The sequence below is a fragment of the Chryseobacterium sp. C39-AII1 genome (assembly GCF_039672645.1).
Classification (GTDB): Bacteria; Bacteroidota; Bacteroidia; order Flavobacteriales; family Weeksellaceae; genus Chryseobacterium.
The window spans coordinates 1-16,963 of sequence record NZ_JBDFPQ010000021.1; the positions used below are offsets into that span (position 1 = coordinate 1).

The 16,963-nt window shown below is 34.3% G+C and carries 17 protein-coding genes; 5 read left to right on the top strand and 12 right to left on the bottom strand.

The annotated features are described in order from the left end of the window. Positions 1 to 169 precede the first annotated feature (169 nt). The 8 genes from ABEG63_RS19755 to ABEG63_RS19790 all read right to left on the bottom strand — a co-directional run bounded on the left by ABEG63_RS19755 (position 170) and on the right by ABEG63_RS19790 (position 7,657). Complete coding sequence (locus ABEG63_RS19755) at positions 170 to 1,465, bottom strand: HAMP domain-containing sensor histidine kinase (RefSeq protein ID WP_267404535.1); 1,296 nt, start codon at positions 1,463 to 1,465, stop codon at positions 170 to 172. Further along, positions 1,465 to 2,136 carry a response regulator transcription factor gene (locus tag ABEG63_RS19760; protein WP_346587071.1) on the bottom strand — a complete coding sequence of 224 codons (672 nt, stop codon included), beginning with the start codon at positions 2,134 to 2,136 and terminating at the stop codon, positions 1,465 to 1,467. Before ABEG63_RS19760 ends, ABEG63_RS19755 begins: the two co-directional genes overlap by 1 nt. 65 nt (positions 2,137 to 2,201) lie before the next feature. Beyond that, positions 2,202 to 2,651: a PepSY-like domain-containing protein gene (locus ABEG63_RS19765; RefSeq protein ID WP_346587072.1), complete on the bottom strand. Its 450-nt coding sequence runs from the start codon at positions 2,649 to 2,651 to the stop codon at positions 2,202 to 2,204. A 273-nt stretch (positions 2,652 to 2,924) separates the two neighbouring features. Further along, entirely contained in the window at positions 2,925 to 3,620 is a 696-nt protein-coding gene (locus tag ABEG63_RS19770) for a YjjG family noncanonical pyrimidine nucleotidase (RefSeq protein ID WP_346587074.1), read from the bottom strand. A 203-nt stretch (positions 3,621 to 3,823) separates the two neighbouring features. Next, complete coding sequence (locus ABEG63_RS19775) at positions 3,824 to 4,414, bottom strand: sigma-70 family RNA polymerase sigma factor (RefSeq protein ID WP_267404543.1); 591 nt, start codon at positions 4,412 to 4,414, stop codon at positions 3,824 to 3,826. Between the two features lie 197 nt (positions 4,415 to 4,611). Then, positions 4,612 to 5,103, bottom strand: a complete 492-nt coding sequence (locus ABEG63_RS19780; RefSeq protein ID WP_346587075.1) for a hypothetical protein — start codon at positions 5,101 to 5,103, stop codon at positions 4,612 to 4,614. An 82-nt stretch (positions 5,104 to 5,185) separates the two neighbouring features. Then, positions 5,186 to 6,466: a methionine adenosyltransferase gene (gene metK, locus ABEG63_RS19785; protein ID WP_346587077.1), complete on the bottom strand. Its 1,281-nt coding sequence runs from the start codon at positions 6,464 to 6,466 to the stop codon at positions 5,186 to 5,188. A 240-nt stretch (positions 6,467 to 6,706) separates the two neighbouring features. After that, a complete protein-coding gene (locus tag ABEG63_RS19790) occupies positions 6,707 to 7,657 on the bottom strand; it encodes a LysR substrate-binding domain-containing protein (protein ID WP_267404549.1) in 951 nt (316 codons plus the stop codon). A gap of 132 nt (positions 7,658 to 7,789) precedes the next feature. Here ABEG63_RS19790 and ABEG63_RS19795 point away from each other — a divergent pair, with 132 nt between their 5' ends. The 5 genes from ABEG63_RS19795 (at position 7,790) to ABEG63_RS19815 (ending at position 12,098) form a co-directional block, all read left to right on the top strand. Then, the gene (locus ABEG63_RS19795) at positions 7,790 to 9,277 is read left to right on the top strand and encodes a catalase (RefSeq protein WP_346587079.1); all 1,488 of its coding nucleotides are present in this window, start codon (positions 7,790 to 7,792) and stop codon (positions 9,275 to 9,277) included. Between the two features lie 147 nt (positions 9,278 to 9,424). Continuing rightward, positions 9,425 to 10,192, top strand: coding sequence for an enoyl-CoA hydratase-related protein (locus ABEG63_RS19800; RefSeq protein ID WP_346587081.1), 768 nt, complete (start codon positions 9,425 to 9,427; stop codon positions 10,190 to 10,192). Positions 10,193 to 10,242: 50 nt separating this feature from the next. Continuing rightward, a complete protein-coding gene (locus ABEG63_RS19805; protein WP_267404554.1) occupies positions 10,243 to 10,665 on the top strand; it encodes a dCMP deaminase family protein in 423 nt (140 codons plus the stop codon). A gap of 6 nt (positions 10,666 to 10,671) precedes the next feature. Continuing rightward, positions 10,672 to 11,583 (top strand): site-specific tyrosine recombinase XerD, encoded by a 912-nt coding sequence (gene xerD / locus ABEG63_RS19810; protein ID WP_267404556.1) that lies wholly within the window; start codon positions 10,672 to 10,674, stop codon positions 11,581 to 11,583. Beyond that, positions 11,583 to 12,098 (top strand): NUDIX domain-containing protein, encoded by a 516-nt coding sequence (locus ABEG63_RS19815; RefSeq protein ID WP_346587083.1) that lies wholly within the window; start codon positions 11,583 to 11,585, stop codon positions 12,096 to 12,098. Before xerD ends, ABEG63_RS19815 begins: the two co-directional genes overlap by 1 nt. A 105-nt stretch (positions 12,099 to 12,203) precedes the next feature. On the opposite strand, the gene ABEG63_RS19820 is transcribed toward ABEG63_RS19815, so the two are convergent. From ABEG63_RS19820 to ABEG63_RS19835, 4 genes are all read right to left on the bottom strand, one after another. Continuing rightward, positions 12,204 to 12,662: a heme-binding domain-containing protein gene (locus ABEG63_RS19820; RefSeq protein ID WP_267404560.1), complete on the bottom strand. Its 459-nt coding sequence runs from the start codon at positions 12,660 to 12,662 to the stop codon at positions 12,204 to 12,206. A gap of 15 nt (positions 12,663 to 12,677) precedes the next feature. Continuing rightward, entirely contained in the window at positions 12,678 to 14,459 is a 1,782-nt protein-coding gene (locus tag ABEG63_RS19825) for an Ig-like domain-containing protein (RefSeq protein WP_346587085.1), read from the bottom strand. 25 nt (positions 14,460 to 14,484) lie between these two features. After that, positions 14,485 to 15,747: a serine hydrolase domain-containing protein gene (locus tag ABEG63_RS19830; protein ID WP_346587116.1), complete on the bottom strand. Its 1,263-nt coding sequence runs from the start codon at positions 15,745 to 15,747 to the stop codon at positions 14,485 to 14,487. 123 nt (positions 15,748 to 15,870) lie between these two features. Continuing rightward, positions 15,871 to 16,800, bottom strand: a complete 930-nt coding sequence (locus tag ABEG63_RS19835; protein ID WP_346587086.1) for a 2-hydroxyacid dehydrogenase — start codon at positions 16,798 to 16,800, stop codon at positions 15,871 to 15,873. Positions 16,801 to 16,963 lie beyond the last annotated feature (163 nt).

A 16,963-nucleotide genomic window follows, 5' to 3' on the forward strand; every position in this document is an offset into this window, starting at 1 on the left:
TATTTTTGAGGGAAATTTTATGGTCTTTAAAAACTGACATAATGATGGAATATCACCTATAAATATAAAAATAAATCCATGCAGAAAAGAAAAAGTCGAAAGAAAAAATCTTCCGACCAAGACTAGCACCGAAGGTGCCGCCGAAACTCTTTAAAACAACCTAATCCCCTCAATTAGAAAGGCTTTTGTTATTTTTAGTAATGATAAAATAATGCATTCCCTCCTCAAATTCATAGGAAATATCCCAATTCGGATATTGTTTGATGATGGACATAATAATTGAAAGTCCAAGTCCTGTCGAAGTATGATCCGAACTCTGCTTATAAAAACGGTTGAAAACTTTCGCTTTATCCAATGACTTTTTAGAACCGCTATTTTGGAAAATAATCTGATCTTTATCGATAATGATGTTGATATTTCCCTTTTCATTATTGTATTTAATTGCATTTTTAAGCAAATTAGACAATAAAATATTCGCCAGATCAGGATTAAAATCACTTACGAAGTTCTCCTTTTCCAAAACATTCACATCAATATGCTTAAACTCAATAAAGTCTTCATATTCCTTCAGTAAATCATTGATCATTTCACTGAAATTAACGATCTGAACTTTATTAAACTGGCTATTATCAATCTTAGAAAGCATCAGCAAAGATTTATTAATCGCAACCATCCTTCGCAAATCGTTCTTTACTTCAACAAAAGAATTCAGGCTTTTCTCTTCCAAGTCTTCATTCTGAATCAATAAATCAATTTTATTAATAACAATCGCTAAAGGTGTCTGCAACTCATGGGAAGCATTTTCTATAAATTGTTTCTGTTGATGAAAAGCCAGTTCATTTCGCTCAATCATTTCATCAATTTCTACATTTAATTCTTCAAACTCGGAAATTTTATACGTTTCTGCAATCGGGGGAGAAGTCACTCCAAACTGATATTTTTTCAGTTTGTCTAAAATCTTATAAAACGGTCGCATCGCCTTATTCAGCAAAAATCCATTAATAAAAAGAATGCTAACTACCAAAAAGAAATACAGTACGACCAAAGCAATACTCAGGTCATAAATCAGTTCATCCTCCTCTACCGTTGATGTTCTGATCGTCAATTTCCGATAACCTCCAAATTGATCTTTAAAACCTGTCTCCAACACTCTATACGGTTCATCATCATCATCGTATTCCATATAATACGTTCTGTTGTAGAATTTGTTTCGATTGTTGTAATCCGCTTCTGAAACGGGAACTATTTTAAATTCATTAAAAGCAAAATCCGTATTTTCCAACAACTTTTCATCCTGATAGGCCGCTTTGATTAATTGGATCTTTCTATTTTTCAATCCATCATCCACATTATCATAGACTTCATCTAAAATAAAAGCATAAAATAATGCTGCCCAAACCGCAATAATTAGCAACAGGACAACAATAAGATATTTTATCGTGTAATATTTTAACGAACTTTTCATCAGATTAATTTGTAACCAATTCCGTAAACGGCCTGAAAATCGGCTTCAGATTCTACATTTTTTAATTTTTTACGAAGATTTTTAATTTGAGAATAAATAAAATCCAGACTATCCGCCTGATCGATATAATCTCCCCAAATAGCTTCTGCCAAAGTCGTTTTCTGTAACGTTTTTTGAGGTTGGATCATAAAATAATACAACAAATCATATTCTTTTCGATTTAGAATCAGTTCTTCTCCGTTAATCAAAACTTTTCTGCTTTCAGGATAAATATTGATATTTTTATACGAAATAATATTCTCGCCGTCCTGCTTTTTTCTCCTGATGACTGATTTTACTCTTGCCAATAATTCAGCCAAATGAAAAGGTTTTGCTAAATAATCATCCGCGCCAATTTCCAATCCTGCCACTTTATCATCCACAGAATCTTTGGCAGAGAGAATTATCACGGGATCTTTTTTATGCAGAGCTTTAATTTCTTTCAGTAAATCGATTCCGTTTCCATCGGGAAGCATGATGTCTAAAAGAATACAGTCATATTCGTAAGAAATAATTTTTTCGAGTCCAGAACTGTAATCTTCGGCATATTCTACAATAAATTGTTCCGCTTCAAGAAAATTCTGAACGATATTTTTCAGCTCAGGTTCATCTTCTATAATTAAAATTTTCATGCTTTTTAAATATGAAGTTCTATCAAAGATATAAAATTAAAACCTCCTTTTCCGGGAGGCTATGGTTAATCATCAATTTTGGTAAAATTTCCTTCTCTATCGAATTCCAACTCAATTCCGTTAGAAAGTTCAGCCTGATAAGACCATCTTTCTTTCTCCATCTTAATGATATAAGTGTTGGGAAAGCTTTTAGCAACATAGTTTCTAATCTTTGTGGGAATAAAACCATATGGTAATTTCTGATGTTTCCCGTCTACTTCTTTCCAGTTTCCACGGCTGTCAAATTCAATTTTTGTTCCATTAGCTAAGTAAACTTTGTATTCATCAACTCCATAGATTTCTCTGTCCTCAATGGCAGAACCAACTTTGATTCCTTTGAAATTCGTAAAAAGAAAAGTTTTTGCGGTTTTAGGTAACTGATTTGGGCTGATCGCTCTGTCTTGTCCGTAAACGCATCCGGTGATTAAAATAAGGACCACGGCCAATATAATGGTAATTTTCGATCTTGTTTCCATAATTTTTACTGTTTGTTAATTATTATGGAACAAAGGTCTATATCAAATTGGGAAAGAATTAGGAATTGAATTTTAAAGGATAGGAATTTTTAGATTTTAACGTAAAGTTTTTATTTGCATTATTTTAAATTTTAAGGAGCAAAGAATGGCAATAAATCGCTGATGAAGCGTAAACATTATCCGCAAAGCTTCATCAAATCAACTTTGTTGATTACTACTTTGCTCACTAAAAATATTCTCAAAAGAAAATAAATCTTTGCGTTAAAAAAGAATTTACAAGAAATCTTTAATCTGCAACAAATACTTAATAGATTTCAAACCTTCCTGTTGCGGATTTTCATTTAAAACATCAAAGAAAATAACGTCTAATCCGAAGTTTTGAGAACCGACAAAATCTGCAATCCAGTCATCACCAATTAAAATACTGTTTTCTTTCGTGGCATCAGAAAGGCTTAAAGAATATTCAAAAATTTCCGGACGAGGTTTTCTTATACCGACTGTATCTGCGCTGGTAATAGTTTGAAAATATTTATCAATTCCGGATAAAATACATTTTCTTTCCGTCACTTCTTTGAATCCGTTGGAAATAATATGCAAAGTATAGTTTTTAGCTTTAAGATATTCTAAAATATATTCTGCGCCTTCTACCAATTCATTATGATTAAGAATTTTATCTAGGAAATGCTCTTCAAAATACATCGATAATTCCAGATCATCTACGTTAAAATGCTTGAAAGTATCATAAAAACGGTGCTTTCTCAAATATTCTTTATCAATAATTCCGTCGCGGATATCTTCCCATAGTTTTTCATTGATTTCATGATAAACAGAATGAAACTCGTCGAAATTTATATTGTATTTTAAGCCAATTTCTTCTTTTTCGAAAAGGTCTTTTATCGTTAAATAGGCATTTCTGCGATGATCCCAAAGTGTATTATCAAGATCAAAAAAAATGTGCTGAATTTTCATACAGCACAAAATTAATCATTTTAATTTTTGGAGACAGGATAATTTTTATCCTTGATTTTTAATACGTCCAGACTTTTTGAATAGCTTAGCAAAAAATCAATTGTTTGTTTTTTCGGTTTCAAAGTTTTCACTTTTAAGGAGTCATTTTTTTTCATAGGCGAAAGATGTTTTTCCTTAAAACGAAACTTTTTGCAATTTATTATCTATCTGGTAAGTACAATATTATTTTCTTCCATGATTTTTCTCAGGTTAATCAATGCATAACGCACACGACCCAATGTAGTATTGATACTCATGTCGGTATGATCTGCAATTTCTTTGAAACTTAACCCGTCAAAAAATCTTAATTTAATCACTTCCTGCTGATTTTGAGGAAGAAACTGAAGCATTCTCAAAAGATCTTCCTGAATCTGATTGGTCACCAACTGATCTTCAATATTTTCAGAAGGCTCTCGTATAAGGTCGAAAATGGAATATTCATCAGTTTCGAAAGTAGTTTCCGACACTTTAATATTCTTTGCTTTTAGTCTGAAATGGTCTATGATAAGGTTGTGAGCAATTCTTTTTGCCCAAAGAATGAACTTTCCTTCTTCGTTATAGCGCCCTTCTTTTAGCATTACGATGATTTTCATGAAAGTATCCTGAAAAACATCATTTGCTAAGTCTTCATCATTAATTTTGTAAAAAATGAATGTAAACAGTTCTCTCTGATGACGATGTATAAGCGATGATAATGCCGCTTCGTCTCCTTTTTGGTAAAGGGAAATTAGTAAACTATCCGATTTTGATTTCATAACTTTCTTCTCAATAATATATTTGTAGACAAATCATCTTCCAGATATTATATCTGGCTCAAATTGTAAATACAAAACAATTCTTTAGAGTAAAGTAAAATCTATAGGCTGGTACACTTTAATAATGTGTAAATATAATAATTTTTTAATAACTGTTAACCTATTATTAAAATTTTACAAGAAAAATTTAAAAAAAATCACTTAAACATGTCATGTATAAACACTGTAGGGATATTTAATGTAAAATTAACATTTACCCCCTTCATTTCTTTACCGTTTAATCTTGCATCACCTATCGGAAAAGCATATCCTGCTGTTAAATCTAACATTCCAAACAGAGAAACGCCAATTTTAGGAGCTACATATTTGTTGGTTCCCTCCGCTCCCGCAAGGAAATAATACGAATGGTAAAAGTCTACATCTTTCTGAAAATTTAACAAAACATCTGCTGAAAGTTTAGGCATAATAGCAAATTTGGAATTTGCAGATCCCATCATCGCCGTTCCGCCCAAGCGGTAAATCACATCATCATTTTTCAAGAAAAGCAACTTTCCTCCTACTTCTCCAAAGCTTTGGTTTTGATAGGTATATCCTACCGTAATCATTTTATGCATGGTGTATTGCGCTTTGGCAAATGTGCTCAGAAAAAATACCGAAAGGATTGTCATTGCGAATCTAAAGTTCATCATCTTCTATTTATTTGAATGTAAAATTAAAAAAAACTGCCTTATCGGAAAGATAAAGCAGTTATTTATTCTGTAAGTTTAAAAATTAAATTCCGAAAGCGGTTTTAATTTCGTCTACTTTGTCTAGTTTTTCCCAAGTAAAGAACTCTAAGCCAGTTAATGTAAGCTCGTTTTTATGTCCTTTATTGAAAGTTTTATCAGCTACATAATGTTCTCTTCCCATGTGTCCGTAAGAAGCTGTATCCTGATAAATAGGATTTCTTAATTTTAAGTTTTGCTCGATTGCATAAGGTCTCAAATCGAAAATTGTAGACACTTTTTTAGCAATTTCACCATCATTTAAACCAACTTTAGAAGTTCCGTATGTATTGATGTATAAACCACAAGGTTCAGCAACACCTATAGCATAAGAAACCTGCACCAAAACTTCGTCAGCAACTCCTGCAGCTACTAAGTTTTTAGCGATGTGTCTTGTTGCATAAGCAGCACTTCTGTCTACTTTTGAAGGATCTTTTCCAGAAAAAGCACCACCACCGTGAGCTCCTTTTCCACCGTAAGTATCTACGATGATCTTTCTCCCTGTAAGGCCTGTATCTCCGTGAGGACCACCGATTACGAACTTCCCAGTTGGGTTGATATGATATTTAATCTGATCATTAAATAAAGCCTTGATCTCTTCAGTTTGCAAAGCAACCACTCTTGGGATCAAAATATTTTTAATGTCTTCTCTGATTTTGTTAAGCATTTCTTCTTCAGCTCCGAAATCATCATGCTGAGTAGAAACTACTATAGAATCGATTCTTACAGGCTTGTGATCGTCAGAATACTCAATAGTCACCTGAGATTTTGCATCTGGACGAAGGTATTTAATTTCAGAATCTTCTCTTCTGATCGCAGAAAGCTCTTTAAGAATAGTATGTGCCAAATCTAAAGCCAAAGGCATGTAGTTAGCCGTTTCGTTGGTTGCATAACCAAACATCATCCCTTGGTCACCAGCACCCTGAGCGTTTGCTTTAGCCTCAAAAGATTCGTCTGTTACTGCTCTGTCAACCCCTTGGTTAATGTCCGGAGACTGCTCGTGAATGGCTGAAATAACTCCACAAGAATCACCGTTGAACATGTATTCTCCCTTCGTGTAGCCAATTCCGTTGATAACATCTCTTGCGATCGTCTGCACATCAAGATAAGCATCAGACTTTACTTCACCAGCCAAAACCACCTGTCCTGTCGTTACAAGAGTTTCACAAGCTACTTTTGAAGTTTTGTCATAAGCCAAAAAGTGATCGATTAATGCATCGGAAATTTGGTCTGCAATTTTATCCGGATGTCCTTCTGAAACAGATTCAGACGTAAATAAATAAGACATATTATTCTTTGTTTTTTTAGATTAAAAAATTGGACGAAGAAAAATAAGAATAAATTGCCAAAAAGCTAAAAAGAGAATACTGTTTTAGCATTTTTTTATAGAGGTTGCAATCAGGTCAAATTTTTCCTCGTTCGTAAACGTCTGCAAATTTAAGTACTATTTTTTTAATACTCAAAAATTTTGTTTACTAATTATAAATTTCTTGAAATTAATGATTTATCTGCAATTTCACAATAAAAACTATTGTGGTTTTATGCTTACAAATTCTTTCGGACTTTCATTATAATTGAGCTTTTTCTCTAATGAAGACTTGATAGAATGTGATAATTCGTCAATAATTTTTTGCTTAAATGTTGGTTTATAGTAAATAATACTGATCTCTCTGTACGGGAAGGGCTTCTTGAATCTGAAAACATTTTCCTTCTGTACTTCAGAAAGTTGACTTAATGCCAATTCCGGTAAAATACTTATTCCTCCTACTTTATCCACCATGTGAACCAAAGTCTGAATATTAGAAGCCAAGAAATCCAAATTCTTAGGTTTCAACGTATTCTCCTTTAAATGACAGATATTTTCAAACTGATTTCTTAGGCAGTTTCCTTCTTCAAGCAACCAAACTTTTTCAACGTTTAATTCCTCAGGAACAACGTAAGAGTTCTTTTTGTTAGCTTCAGTATTTGAACTATAGATCATCAACTCTTCATTAAACAAGAAATCCTGATAGAATTCATCCGCTGTATCGTAAGGCGTTGAAATAATTCCTGCATCAAGTTCCCCCGCTTTTAAAGCTTTAATGATACTGTCCGTCGTCATTTCCTTTACATTCATCTGAATTTTAGGATTTTGCTCCAAAAATCCAAATATTTCTGTCGGTAAAATAAATGAAGAAACAGTAGGAATGATTCCCAGATTAATGGTTCCTCCCAGAATATTATTTAAAAGATTCGCTTTGTTCTTTAATTCATTGACAGATTCTATGATTACCTTTGCCTGATCAATGATCTGAAGCCCCACATCTGTGGTACGAATCGGGTGCGTCGTTCTGTCGAAAACTTTTACATCCAGTTCGTCCTCAAATTTCTGTATCATTGCACTAAGCGTAGGTTGTGTAATGAAGCATGCTTGGGCAGCTTTACCAAAATGTTTGTACTTATCTACAGCGATAAGGTATTCCAATTGCTGAATGTTCATCTGATTAATATTATCTATTACAAAGATATGATGTTTTTGTAATTGACAATTAAAAATTCAAGTAAATTTGATATTTACTACCTTTACATATTACAATCTAAATAAGAAATCAATCATACAAATCATAAGTTTATGGATTCTAAAAAATTAACGTTAAGTAGCGGTGCTCCTTACTACGAACATCAGGACTCACAGACGGTTGGTCCTAGAGGTCCGCTTCTACTTCAGGATTTCATTCTTCAGGAAAATCTGGCGCATTTCGTAAGAGAAAGAATTCCGGAAAGAATCGTTCATGCAAAAGGAAGTGGCGCGTATGGAAAATTCACGGTTACACACGATATTTCAAAATATACAAAGGCAAAATTATTTTCTCAGGTAGGTAATTCTTGTAAAATGTTTGCTCGTTTTTCCACTGTTGGAGGTGAAAAAGGAAGTGCAGATACCGCAAGAGATCCAAGAGGTTTTGCTTTAAAATTTTATACAGAAGACGGAAATTGGGATCTTGTAGGAAACAATACACCTGTTTTCTTCATTAAAGATGCTAAAAAGTTTCCGGATTTTATTCACACTCAAAAAAGAGTTCCTAAAACGAATCTGAAAAGTGCAACAATGATGTGGGATTTTTGGAGCTTAAATCCTGAATCGCTTCATCAAGTCTTAATTTTAATGTCCGACAGAGGAACTCCTCATGGCTACAGACATATGCACGGGTTTGGCTCTCATACTTTTTCGATGATTAATGCTCAAAATGAAAGAGTTTGGGTGAAATTTCACTTTAAAACAAAACAAGGCGTAAAAAATTTCAACAATGATGATGCGGTAAAAATGGCTGGAGAAAATCCGGATTTTGCCCAGGAAGATCTGTGTAATGCGATTGAAAATGGTGATTTCCCGAAATGGACCATGTACATACAAGTAATGACGGAAGAGCAGGCAAGAGATTTCAGATGGAATCCTTTTGATATCACGAAAGTTTGGTTCCATGATGATTTCCCCTTGATTGAAGTAGGAGAAATGGAACTGAATGAAGTTCCGGTAAATTATTTTGCACACGTAGAGCAATCTACTTTTTCACCAAGCAATTTGATCAACGGAATCAGCTTTTCACCAGATAAAATGCTTCAGGGAAGATTATTTTCTTATCCCGATGCTCACCGATACAGAGTGGGTGTAAATGCGCATCATTTGGAAGTTAACAGATGCCCGTTTGAAGTTAATAATTATCAAAGAGACGGTTTTATGGCAGATTCAAGCCAATATCAGGATAAGCCGAATTATCATCCAAACAGTTTTGATGATATTAAAGCAGATTCTTCGTACAAAAACTTTGAATATGAGTTAGATAGTGCCCACGTTGCAAGTTATAATCGCAATGAAAATGATGATGATCATTACACTCAGCCGGGATTGTTATATTCAAAGGCAATGAATGCGGAAGAGAGAGAAAATTTGATCAAGAATATCATCGGAAGTATGAAAGGAATCGATGGACCGAAGAAAGGTGAGATCATAAATCGTCAATTATGCCACTTTTTCAGGGCTAATATTGAGCTTGGCATGAAAGTAGCTTCTCAACTGAATGTGAATATTGATGCCAATATGATGAATCATTCAAAATAATTATATTTGATAATATTTATGATATAAAGGAAAAAAAAATAATATTTTTCCTTTTTTTTACAAAAAAAAAGGAAAAAAAAATAATATTTTTCCTTTTTTTTTGTAAAAAATTTATAATTTGCGGAAGATAATATTTTAAAGTGGAAAATGAGTTACGAAAATATATTATTAAATAAAGAAGATAAAATATCTATTATTACAATAAACAGACCTGAAAGCCTGAATGCACTTAATACACAGACTATCAAGGAACTGAGCACTGCCATTGACGAACTGAATAATGACACAACTTGCCGAGCAGTTATTATTACAGGAAGTGGCGAAAAATCTTTCGTTGCAGGTGCTGATATTAAAGAATTTACAGATTTGGGACAGAAAGAGGCTGAAGAACTTGCCAGAAACGGTCACAATTCACTTTTTAATAAAATTGAAAATATGAATAAGCCTGTCATTGCAGCCGTAAACGGTTTCGCATTGGGAGGCGGTTTAGAGCTTGCTATGGCATGCCACATCAGATATGCATCGGAAAATGCCAAGTTGGGATTACCGGAAGTTACGTTGGGGTTAATCCCTGGGTACGGAGGAACTCAAAGACTGCCGAAGCTTGTAGGAAAAGGTATTGCCAACGAAATGATCTTCTCGGCTAAAATGATTACTGCGCAAAAAGCAAAGGAAATCGGTTTGGTGAATGAAGTATACTCTATTGAAGAACTTTTAACCAAAACAAAAGAATTAGCATCTTTAATTGCTAGAAATTCACCTATGGCGATTGCGAAAGCAATACATGCCGTAAATTTATCGGATACGGAAAAAGGCTTCGACGCTGAGATTAAAGCTTTCGGAGAAGTTTTTGAACTAGACGATAAAAAAGAAGGAGTAACCGCTTTCATTGAAAAAAGAAAGCCAAACTTCTAAAAACTTCCACCCTTAATACAAATTATTTCGAAACAAAACAATGCCGCGGTATGAATAAGTTTGACAAAGCTTATCTAAAAATGGCTCAGGAATGGGCACAACTATCCTACTGTAAAAGAAAACAGGTAGGAGCTCTTATCGTAAAAGATAGGATGATTATTTCAGATGGTTACAACGGGACTCCTTCGGGATTCGAAAACTGTTGCGAAAATGAAGAAGGCAAAACACACTGGTATGTACTTCATGCAGAAGCCAATGCAATATTGAAATTGGCAGCTTCCACACAATCTGCAAAAGGTGCTACGTTGTATTTAACGTTATCTCCGTGCAAAGAATGCAGTAAACTGATTCTTCAGGCGGGAATTACCAGACTGGTGTATATTAATGAATATTCAGACGATGACGGAATATCGTTCCTGAGAAACCATAACATTGAAATAGAACAAATATCAGACTGTGAACTAAAAAAATAACACAACATGACTTGGGATGAAAAGATTAAGGATTTTGAAATTTTTCTACGATTCGAAAGAAATTTTTCAGAAAACACACTCGACGCCTACGTACGAGACATCAAAAAATTAAAAGAATACGCTGTTGAAGACCTTGAAAATATAGGTCCGGACTCTATTGATTACGAAAATCTGCAGGAGTACATCTTCAACCTTTCTAAACAGAAATTCAGCGAAAGATCACAAGCGAGGTGGATCTCTTCCATAAAAGCTTTCTTTAAGTTTTTACTTGAAGATGAGTATCGTGAAGACAATCCGGCGGCTTTGCTTGAAGGTCCTAAATTGGGATTATACCTTCCGGATACACTTAGTTTGCCAGATATCAACAAAATTATCGGCGCAATCGAAGTAGATTCAGATTTGGGTAAAAGAAACCAATGCATCGTTGAAGTACTTTACGGTTGTGGACTTCGTGTTTCGGAACTTATTGATTTAAAAATTTCAAACATTAATTTCAACGAAAATTACATCAAAGTAAACGGAAAAGGTAATAAAACCAGATTCGTTCCTTTGGCAGATTATACCGCGGAATTGCTGAGAACTTATATCGATGAAGTACGTACCAGAAACAAGATCAACAAAAAGTATGAAGATACTTTATTCCTGAACAGCAGAGGTACATCTATGTCGCGAGTAATCGTATTCTTAATTATAAAAGAATTGACTGACAAAGCGGGAGTAAGCAAAAAAATATCCCCCCACACATTCAGACATTCTTTTGCTACACATCTTCTGCAAAACGGGGCAGATCTTCGTTATATTCAGGAAATGCTTGGTCATTCGAGCATTACCACAACGGAAATCTATACGCATCTTAAGACAGAAGAACTTCGCGATGTGATATTGAGTTATCACCCGAGAAACATTAATATTGCTTAATGAAAATATTGAAATATTGCCCAAGTTGCGGCGAAGAAACCTTACACTGGGACGGCGAAAAAAAATGGAGCTGCCCGAATTGTAATTTCAGCCTTTATAACAACGTGGCAGGTGCTGTAGCGGTTGTCATAAGATGTGGTGACGAAATTTATCTTACTAGAAGAAATCGCGATCCTAAAAAGGGAAAACTAGATCTAGCCGGAGGTTTTGTAGACCCGAAAGAAAGCGCTGAAGAAACGTGTAAACGTGAGCTTTTTGAAGAATTACAACTGGATATCGATATTTCAAATTTAAAGTATTTAACGAGCCTTCCAAATATTTATCAATACAAAGAAATCGATTACAATACGATTGATTTGTTTTATGAATACAATGTTTCAGAGAAGTTTGAGGTGAATCTTGAGCTTTCGGAAATTTCCGAAGCGATCTGGATTCCGTTAAAAGATCTGGATCTTGAAGACATTGCTTTTGATTCTCAGAAAACGTTTTTTGGAACGTATTTGAAGAATATTTAAATCTACTAAAAATATAACTCTCGCAGATTTTGCGGATCAACAAGATATTATAATCTTTGTTTTTCTGTAAAATCTGCGAGAGTTTTTTATTTAAATCTTAATAATTTAATACGTCTTGGAAGTCAGCATTTGCTCAAAATACTTGCTAAGCAATGTTCTTTCTGCTTCCGTTAAGTTAGCTTCTTTATGATAGACAATATAGCCAGGCATCGGCATTGTTTTATGATGAAGTGCCTCCATGGCATTATCCAGCATGTTTTCCTTTAATTCTTTATTATAAGTGCCCCAAATTGAGAAATTCAAACGTGCTCTTCCATCATTCACATGACTTTTCACAGACCATGAAATAGGCGCGATATAGGCATATTTAGGGTAAACCGTTTCGTTGGAATGGCAATCGTAACAGGCAGATTTCAATAATCCGGCAATTTTGGGCGGCGTATTTTTAATTTCAACAAAATTTACTTTATGATCGATCGGTTGATTCGTTCTGTCAATAGGAACAAACTGAATCAACGCAAATGCAACCAACGTCCAAAATACAATCTTCTTTGCCGTCTTCATTTCAGATTAGTTATATTATTTTACAGGCGTTACCACTGCTGTATTCGATTTAAGCGGTGTCGTGTTAGAATCTTTTAAAACCGGTTTACTTTGTGGTTCTTCATCACTTTTTGCATCCGCAGGAGTTGGAGGAGCCGGAGTTGGAGCTACTGTTCCTTTAGGATTATCCAAAGTTCGCGTATCTTTCAAATCCCAGGTTTCTACAGAGTCCCAAAGCTGCTTTACAATGGCTGTTTTATAATACACAAAAGAGTCTTCCGCGAAAATATCATGTTCGAAATCAGCTTCGTCCCAGTATTTATTTCCGTTGTTATCAACTAAAATTCTTACGACATATTCCGCAGGTTTCAGAATATCAAATTTAACTTCATCTGCATTTACATACTTTTGATACAGTACTTTTTCCGAAGAATCTAATAACTGAATCCAATAGCTTGCATCAGGTCTGTTTTGAAGTTTGAATGTTAAGCTTCCATAGTTTTCCACTTTATCGGCTTCAAAATCGAAACGATAAGGATCTGCGGTCCTGTCATAAAACGAAGAAACTATTTTACTTGGAACCGTTAACTGATATTTTTTTCCAACCTCAAAATCTGATTGAATTAAAACCTGATAAGGGTTTGTTTCTGAAATTTTAGCCGTGAAAGTGTGAGTCGTTAAACTGTCACTTTTCAACGTCCATTTTTCAGGTTCAATTTTATTGATAATATAGTTTGAAGTAATTTTAAAATTTGTTTTAGGAGGAAGAAGATTTCCATCGTTGTTAGACAACGTCATCTTGTTTTTAGCATTGTATTTATAGAAAACAGAAACTGTATCCTGCTTTTTATCAACATCATAGCTAAATTTCAAATTTTCCGTAGTCTCCTGCCCTACTTTATCTTTAACTGCATCAAACCAAATCTTTATAGAATCTGATTTTGGCGTATGTGTTACTTTATAATCCTGAATTTTATCATTTAAAGAAAGAACTTTAACATCATTCGGATGACCTTCAAAAGTCATGAGAATTCCGCCTGGAACTTCTTTCATTTCGCCATACTTTAATGGTTTTTTTGAGGGATAAACTTTTAATTTTAATCCTGAAATCGACTTATCTGTAATCTCAATAGGATCTTTCTGGAAGCCTACCTTTTCTTTTCCTGGATCGTAAACAGAATTGCTGTTTTCATCTTCAAAAGCAATAATTTTATACTTTCCCGGCGAAAGATAATTCAATTCATAATAACCATCCGTATCCACTTTAGTGATGTAATATGGTTTTTGCTTATAATTGATAGTATCTTTTACCTGATACAACCCTACCACCAGTTTATTTTCAGTTGTGCCGGTCTGTTTTTTTGTGTTTAAAGCATCCTTAACTTCACCGCTGATGTACAAATCATCCAACTTATCTCCCGTAGAAAATGCAAAGTTGAAATAAGGCAACACATTCGCTTCATTATTATCTGAAATTGAATTTCCGAAATTGAAGTTATACGTTGTATTTGCCTGCAATGTATCTTCCCACTGAATCAGAACATATTTGTTTGCAATTCCTGAAGGTAAAATACGTTTGATTTTCTGAATCGGAGGTGAAATAATTAAGTTTTTATTGATGTCTTTAAGTGTCACATATTCGTCAAAATCCAGACGAAGCTCACGAATATTTCGTGAAACATTAATTCTGGTGGTGTCGATATTTGAACTTAAAAATTTCGGAGCGATAGAATCTTTAGGCCCACCAACAGGCGAACCCACTCTTGCACAAGACTGCACAAGAAAAGCCAATATGATAAATAAAAGAAATCTCTTCATGAATATGTTTAAGCAAAAATAAACATTATTCTCCATAAACTTCATGTTGGTTGCTCAAAGTATCTTTATTATCGTTCATTACGCTGTGAAGCTTATCTTTCTGAACCGGAAAATCTTCAAACAATCCCGATAAAGCAAGTGCTGTATAGACCCTGTTAGAATATTTATTTCCGATGGCTACAATCGTAACTTTAGACTTTAACAGGTGAGCAAAAACAGAATTTGTCCCGTGCCACCAACCATTGTGGTAAGTCAGTTTTTCACCATTATCAAAAATTTTCATTCTGAAACCTAAACCATAATTGTTCATTCCCGCTTTTTCGTTGCTGTAAGGTTCAAAAACCATTTGCATCAATTCAGGTTTTAAGAAATCTTTCGAGAACATGGCTTTAGAAAAATTAAACAAATCTCTCGGCGTTGTATATACATTTTTATCACCGTAGATTAAATCAAGTCTATCCAAAGGATATAATTTTCCTCTTCCATAATAGAAAGACTGAGAAGCCGTCGGAATATCTTTTTCCTGGAAAATATAAGAATGATTCATTTTCAACGGTTCGAAAACCATCTCTTTCATTGCCTGAGGAAAAGGCATTTTGGTTACTTTTTCGACCAACAAAGCCAATAACGCAAAATTGGTATTACAATACATAAATCCGGTGTTGGTTTCTCTTGCTAATTCAGGCTTATATTTTATGATCATGTTTAAAACATCCTCATTCGTGATAAACTGCTTTGAAAGTTCTGCCGGAGCGGGTTTAATATTCGTAATAAAATGCTCGTATTTCGGAAGACCGCTTCTTTGTGACAACAAACTCTGAACCGTTACATTAGGATAAGGAAATCCAGGGAAAAACTGTGTTAGATGATCTGTTAGTTTTATTTTTCCGGCTTCGATCAATTTCATCATTGCCATTGCCGTCATTGTTTTTGAAACTGAAGCCACATGTAAAGGCGTATTTTTATCAATCGGCATTTGGTTTCCTTCTCTTCCGAAACCTCTGTAATTTTCATACAACACATCATCGCCTTTTGCCACCAGAATTCCGCCGCTCAAGTCGCTTCCTTCCCATACTTTTTTGTAATACTGATCGATATAGCGAACCACGGAAGCTTTATCCGAAAGCACATCATCTTGTTTTGTAAAAACCTTATCCAAATCTACATTTCCGTAATTAGGAAGTGAAGTCTTATTTTCAGTGATATTTTCTTTGGTTTCCGATTTATTTTTGCAGGAAAAAATGACAAAAAAAGCAGATAAAGCAAGTACAAAATTACGCATCCTCATGAATTTCAAAATGAGCGGCAATTTAATAAAACTCAAAATAAATATTTAGTATTGAATGTATATTATGAATTATTTAACATAAAATAAAGAAAACGATAAAAAACAAAATATAGATTGCTTTAATTACGTGAACTGTGCCACAATCTTATCAACAATTACCTGCGCCAGTTTTTCTTTACTTTGAACCGTCCAACCTGCAATATGTGGAGTAACAATTGCTTTTTCGGATGCTAAAAGATACTTCAAATCTTCGTTTTCTATTTCTAAATTTTCAAAAGACGATTTTTCGTACTCCAACACATCAAGACAAGCACCTTTTACTTTTCCTGATTTTAAGGCTTCAACCAAACTTTTCGTTTCAACATTCTTTCCTCTTGCAGTATTTACAAAATAGAAATCATTTTTCATCTCAGAAATAAATCTTGAATCTACCAGATAACGGGTCTTTTCCGTCATCGGAATGTGTAAACTTAGAACCTCAGCCTTTTCTTTGAATTCTTTCAAAGAAACCTGCGTTGCAAATTCATCCGAAAGATCAGGCAAAATATCATAGAAAATCACTTTACAGCCAAAACCCGAAAGTCTTTTTGCTGTTGCTTTTCCCATGTTTCCGTACCCGATTAACCCAACAGTTTTCCCCAACAATTCATCACCACGGTTTTCTTCACGAAGCCAGATGCCGTTTTTTACTTCCTGAGACGCGATGAATAATCGGTTCATTAAAATCAGTAACATTCCGACAACGTGTTCCGCCACAGAATCTCTGTTTCCTTCCGGTGAATTAATCAGCTGAATTCCCAATTTTTCAGCCACAGGAATATCAATATTTTCCATTCCGGCTCCTACTCTGGCTATAAATTTTAGATTTTTAGCTTGTTCTAAAAAGTTTTTATCCAAAGGGATTCTGCTTCGGATGATTATTCCGTCATACTTTTCGATTTTAGCACAAACCTCATTATAAGAAGACGTAAAATCCTCTTCCAAAATAAAGTTTTTTGCTAAAAGCTGCTCGGTAATTAAAGGATGGTTTTTATCTAAAAGGAGGATTTTCATTATATTAAAATTAAAAGATTCGAATTTAGATCCTTAACAGGATGACAAACTTTGTGATACTTTCTAATATTTCAATGAAAGTCTGAAATTCTAGCCCCGATCGCAGCATTTGTTTGAGCTCATTTTTTGTAGGTTTCGGCTCGGCGGCTTCGCCGCCGAGCCG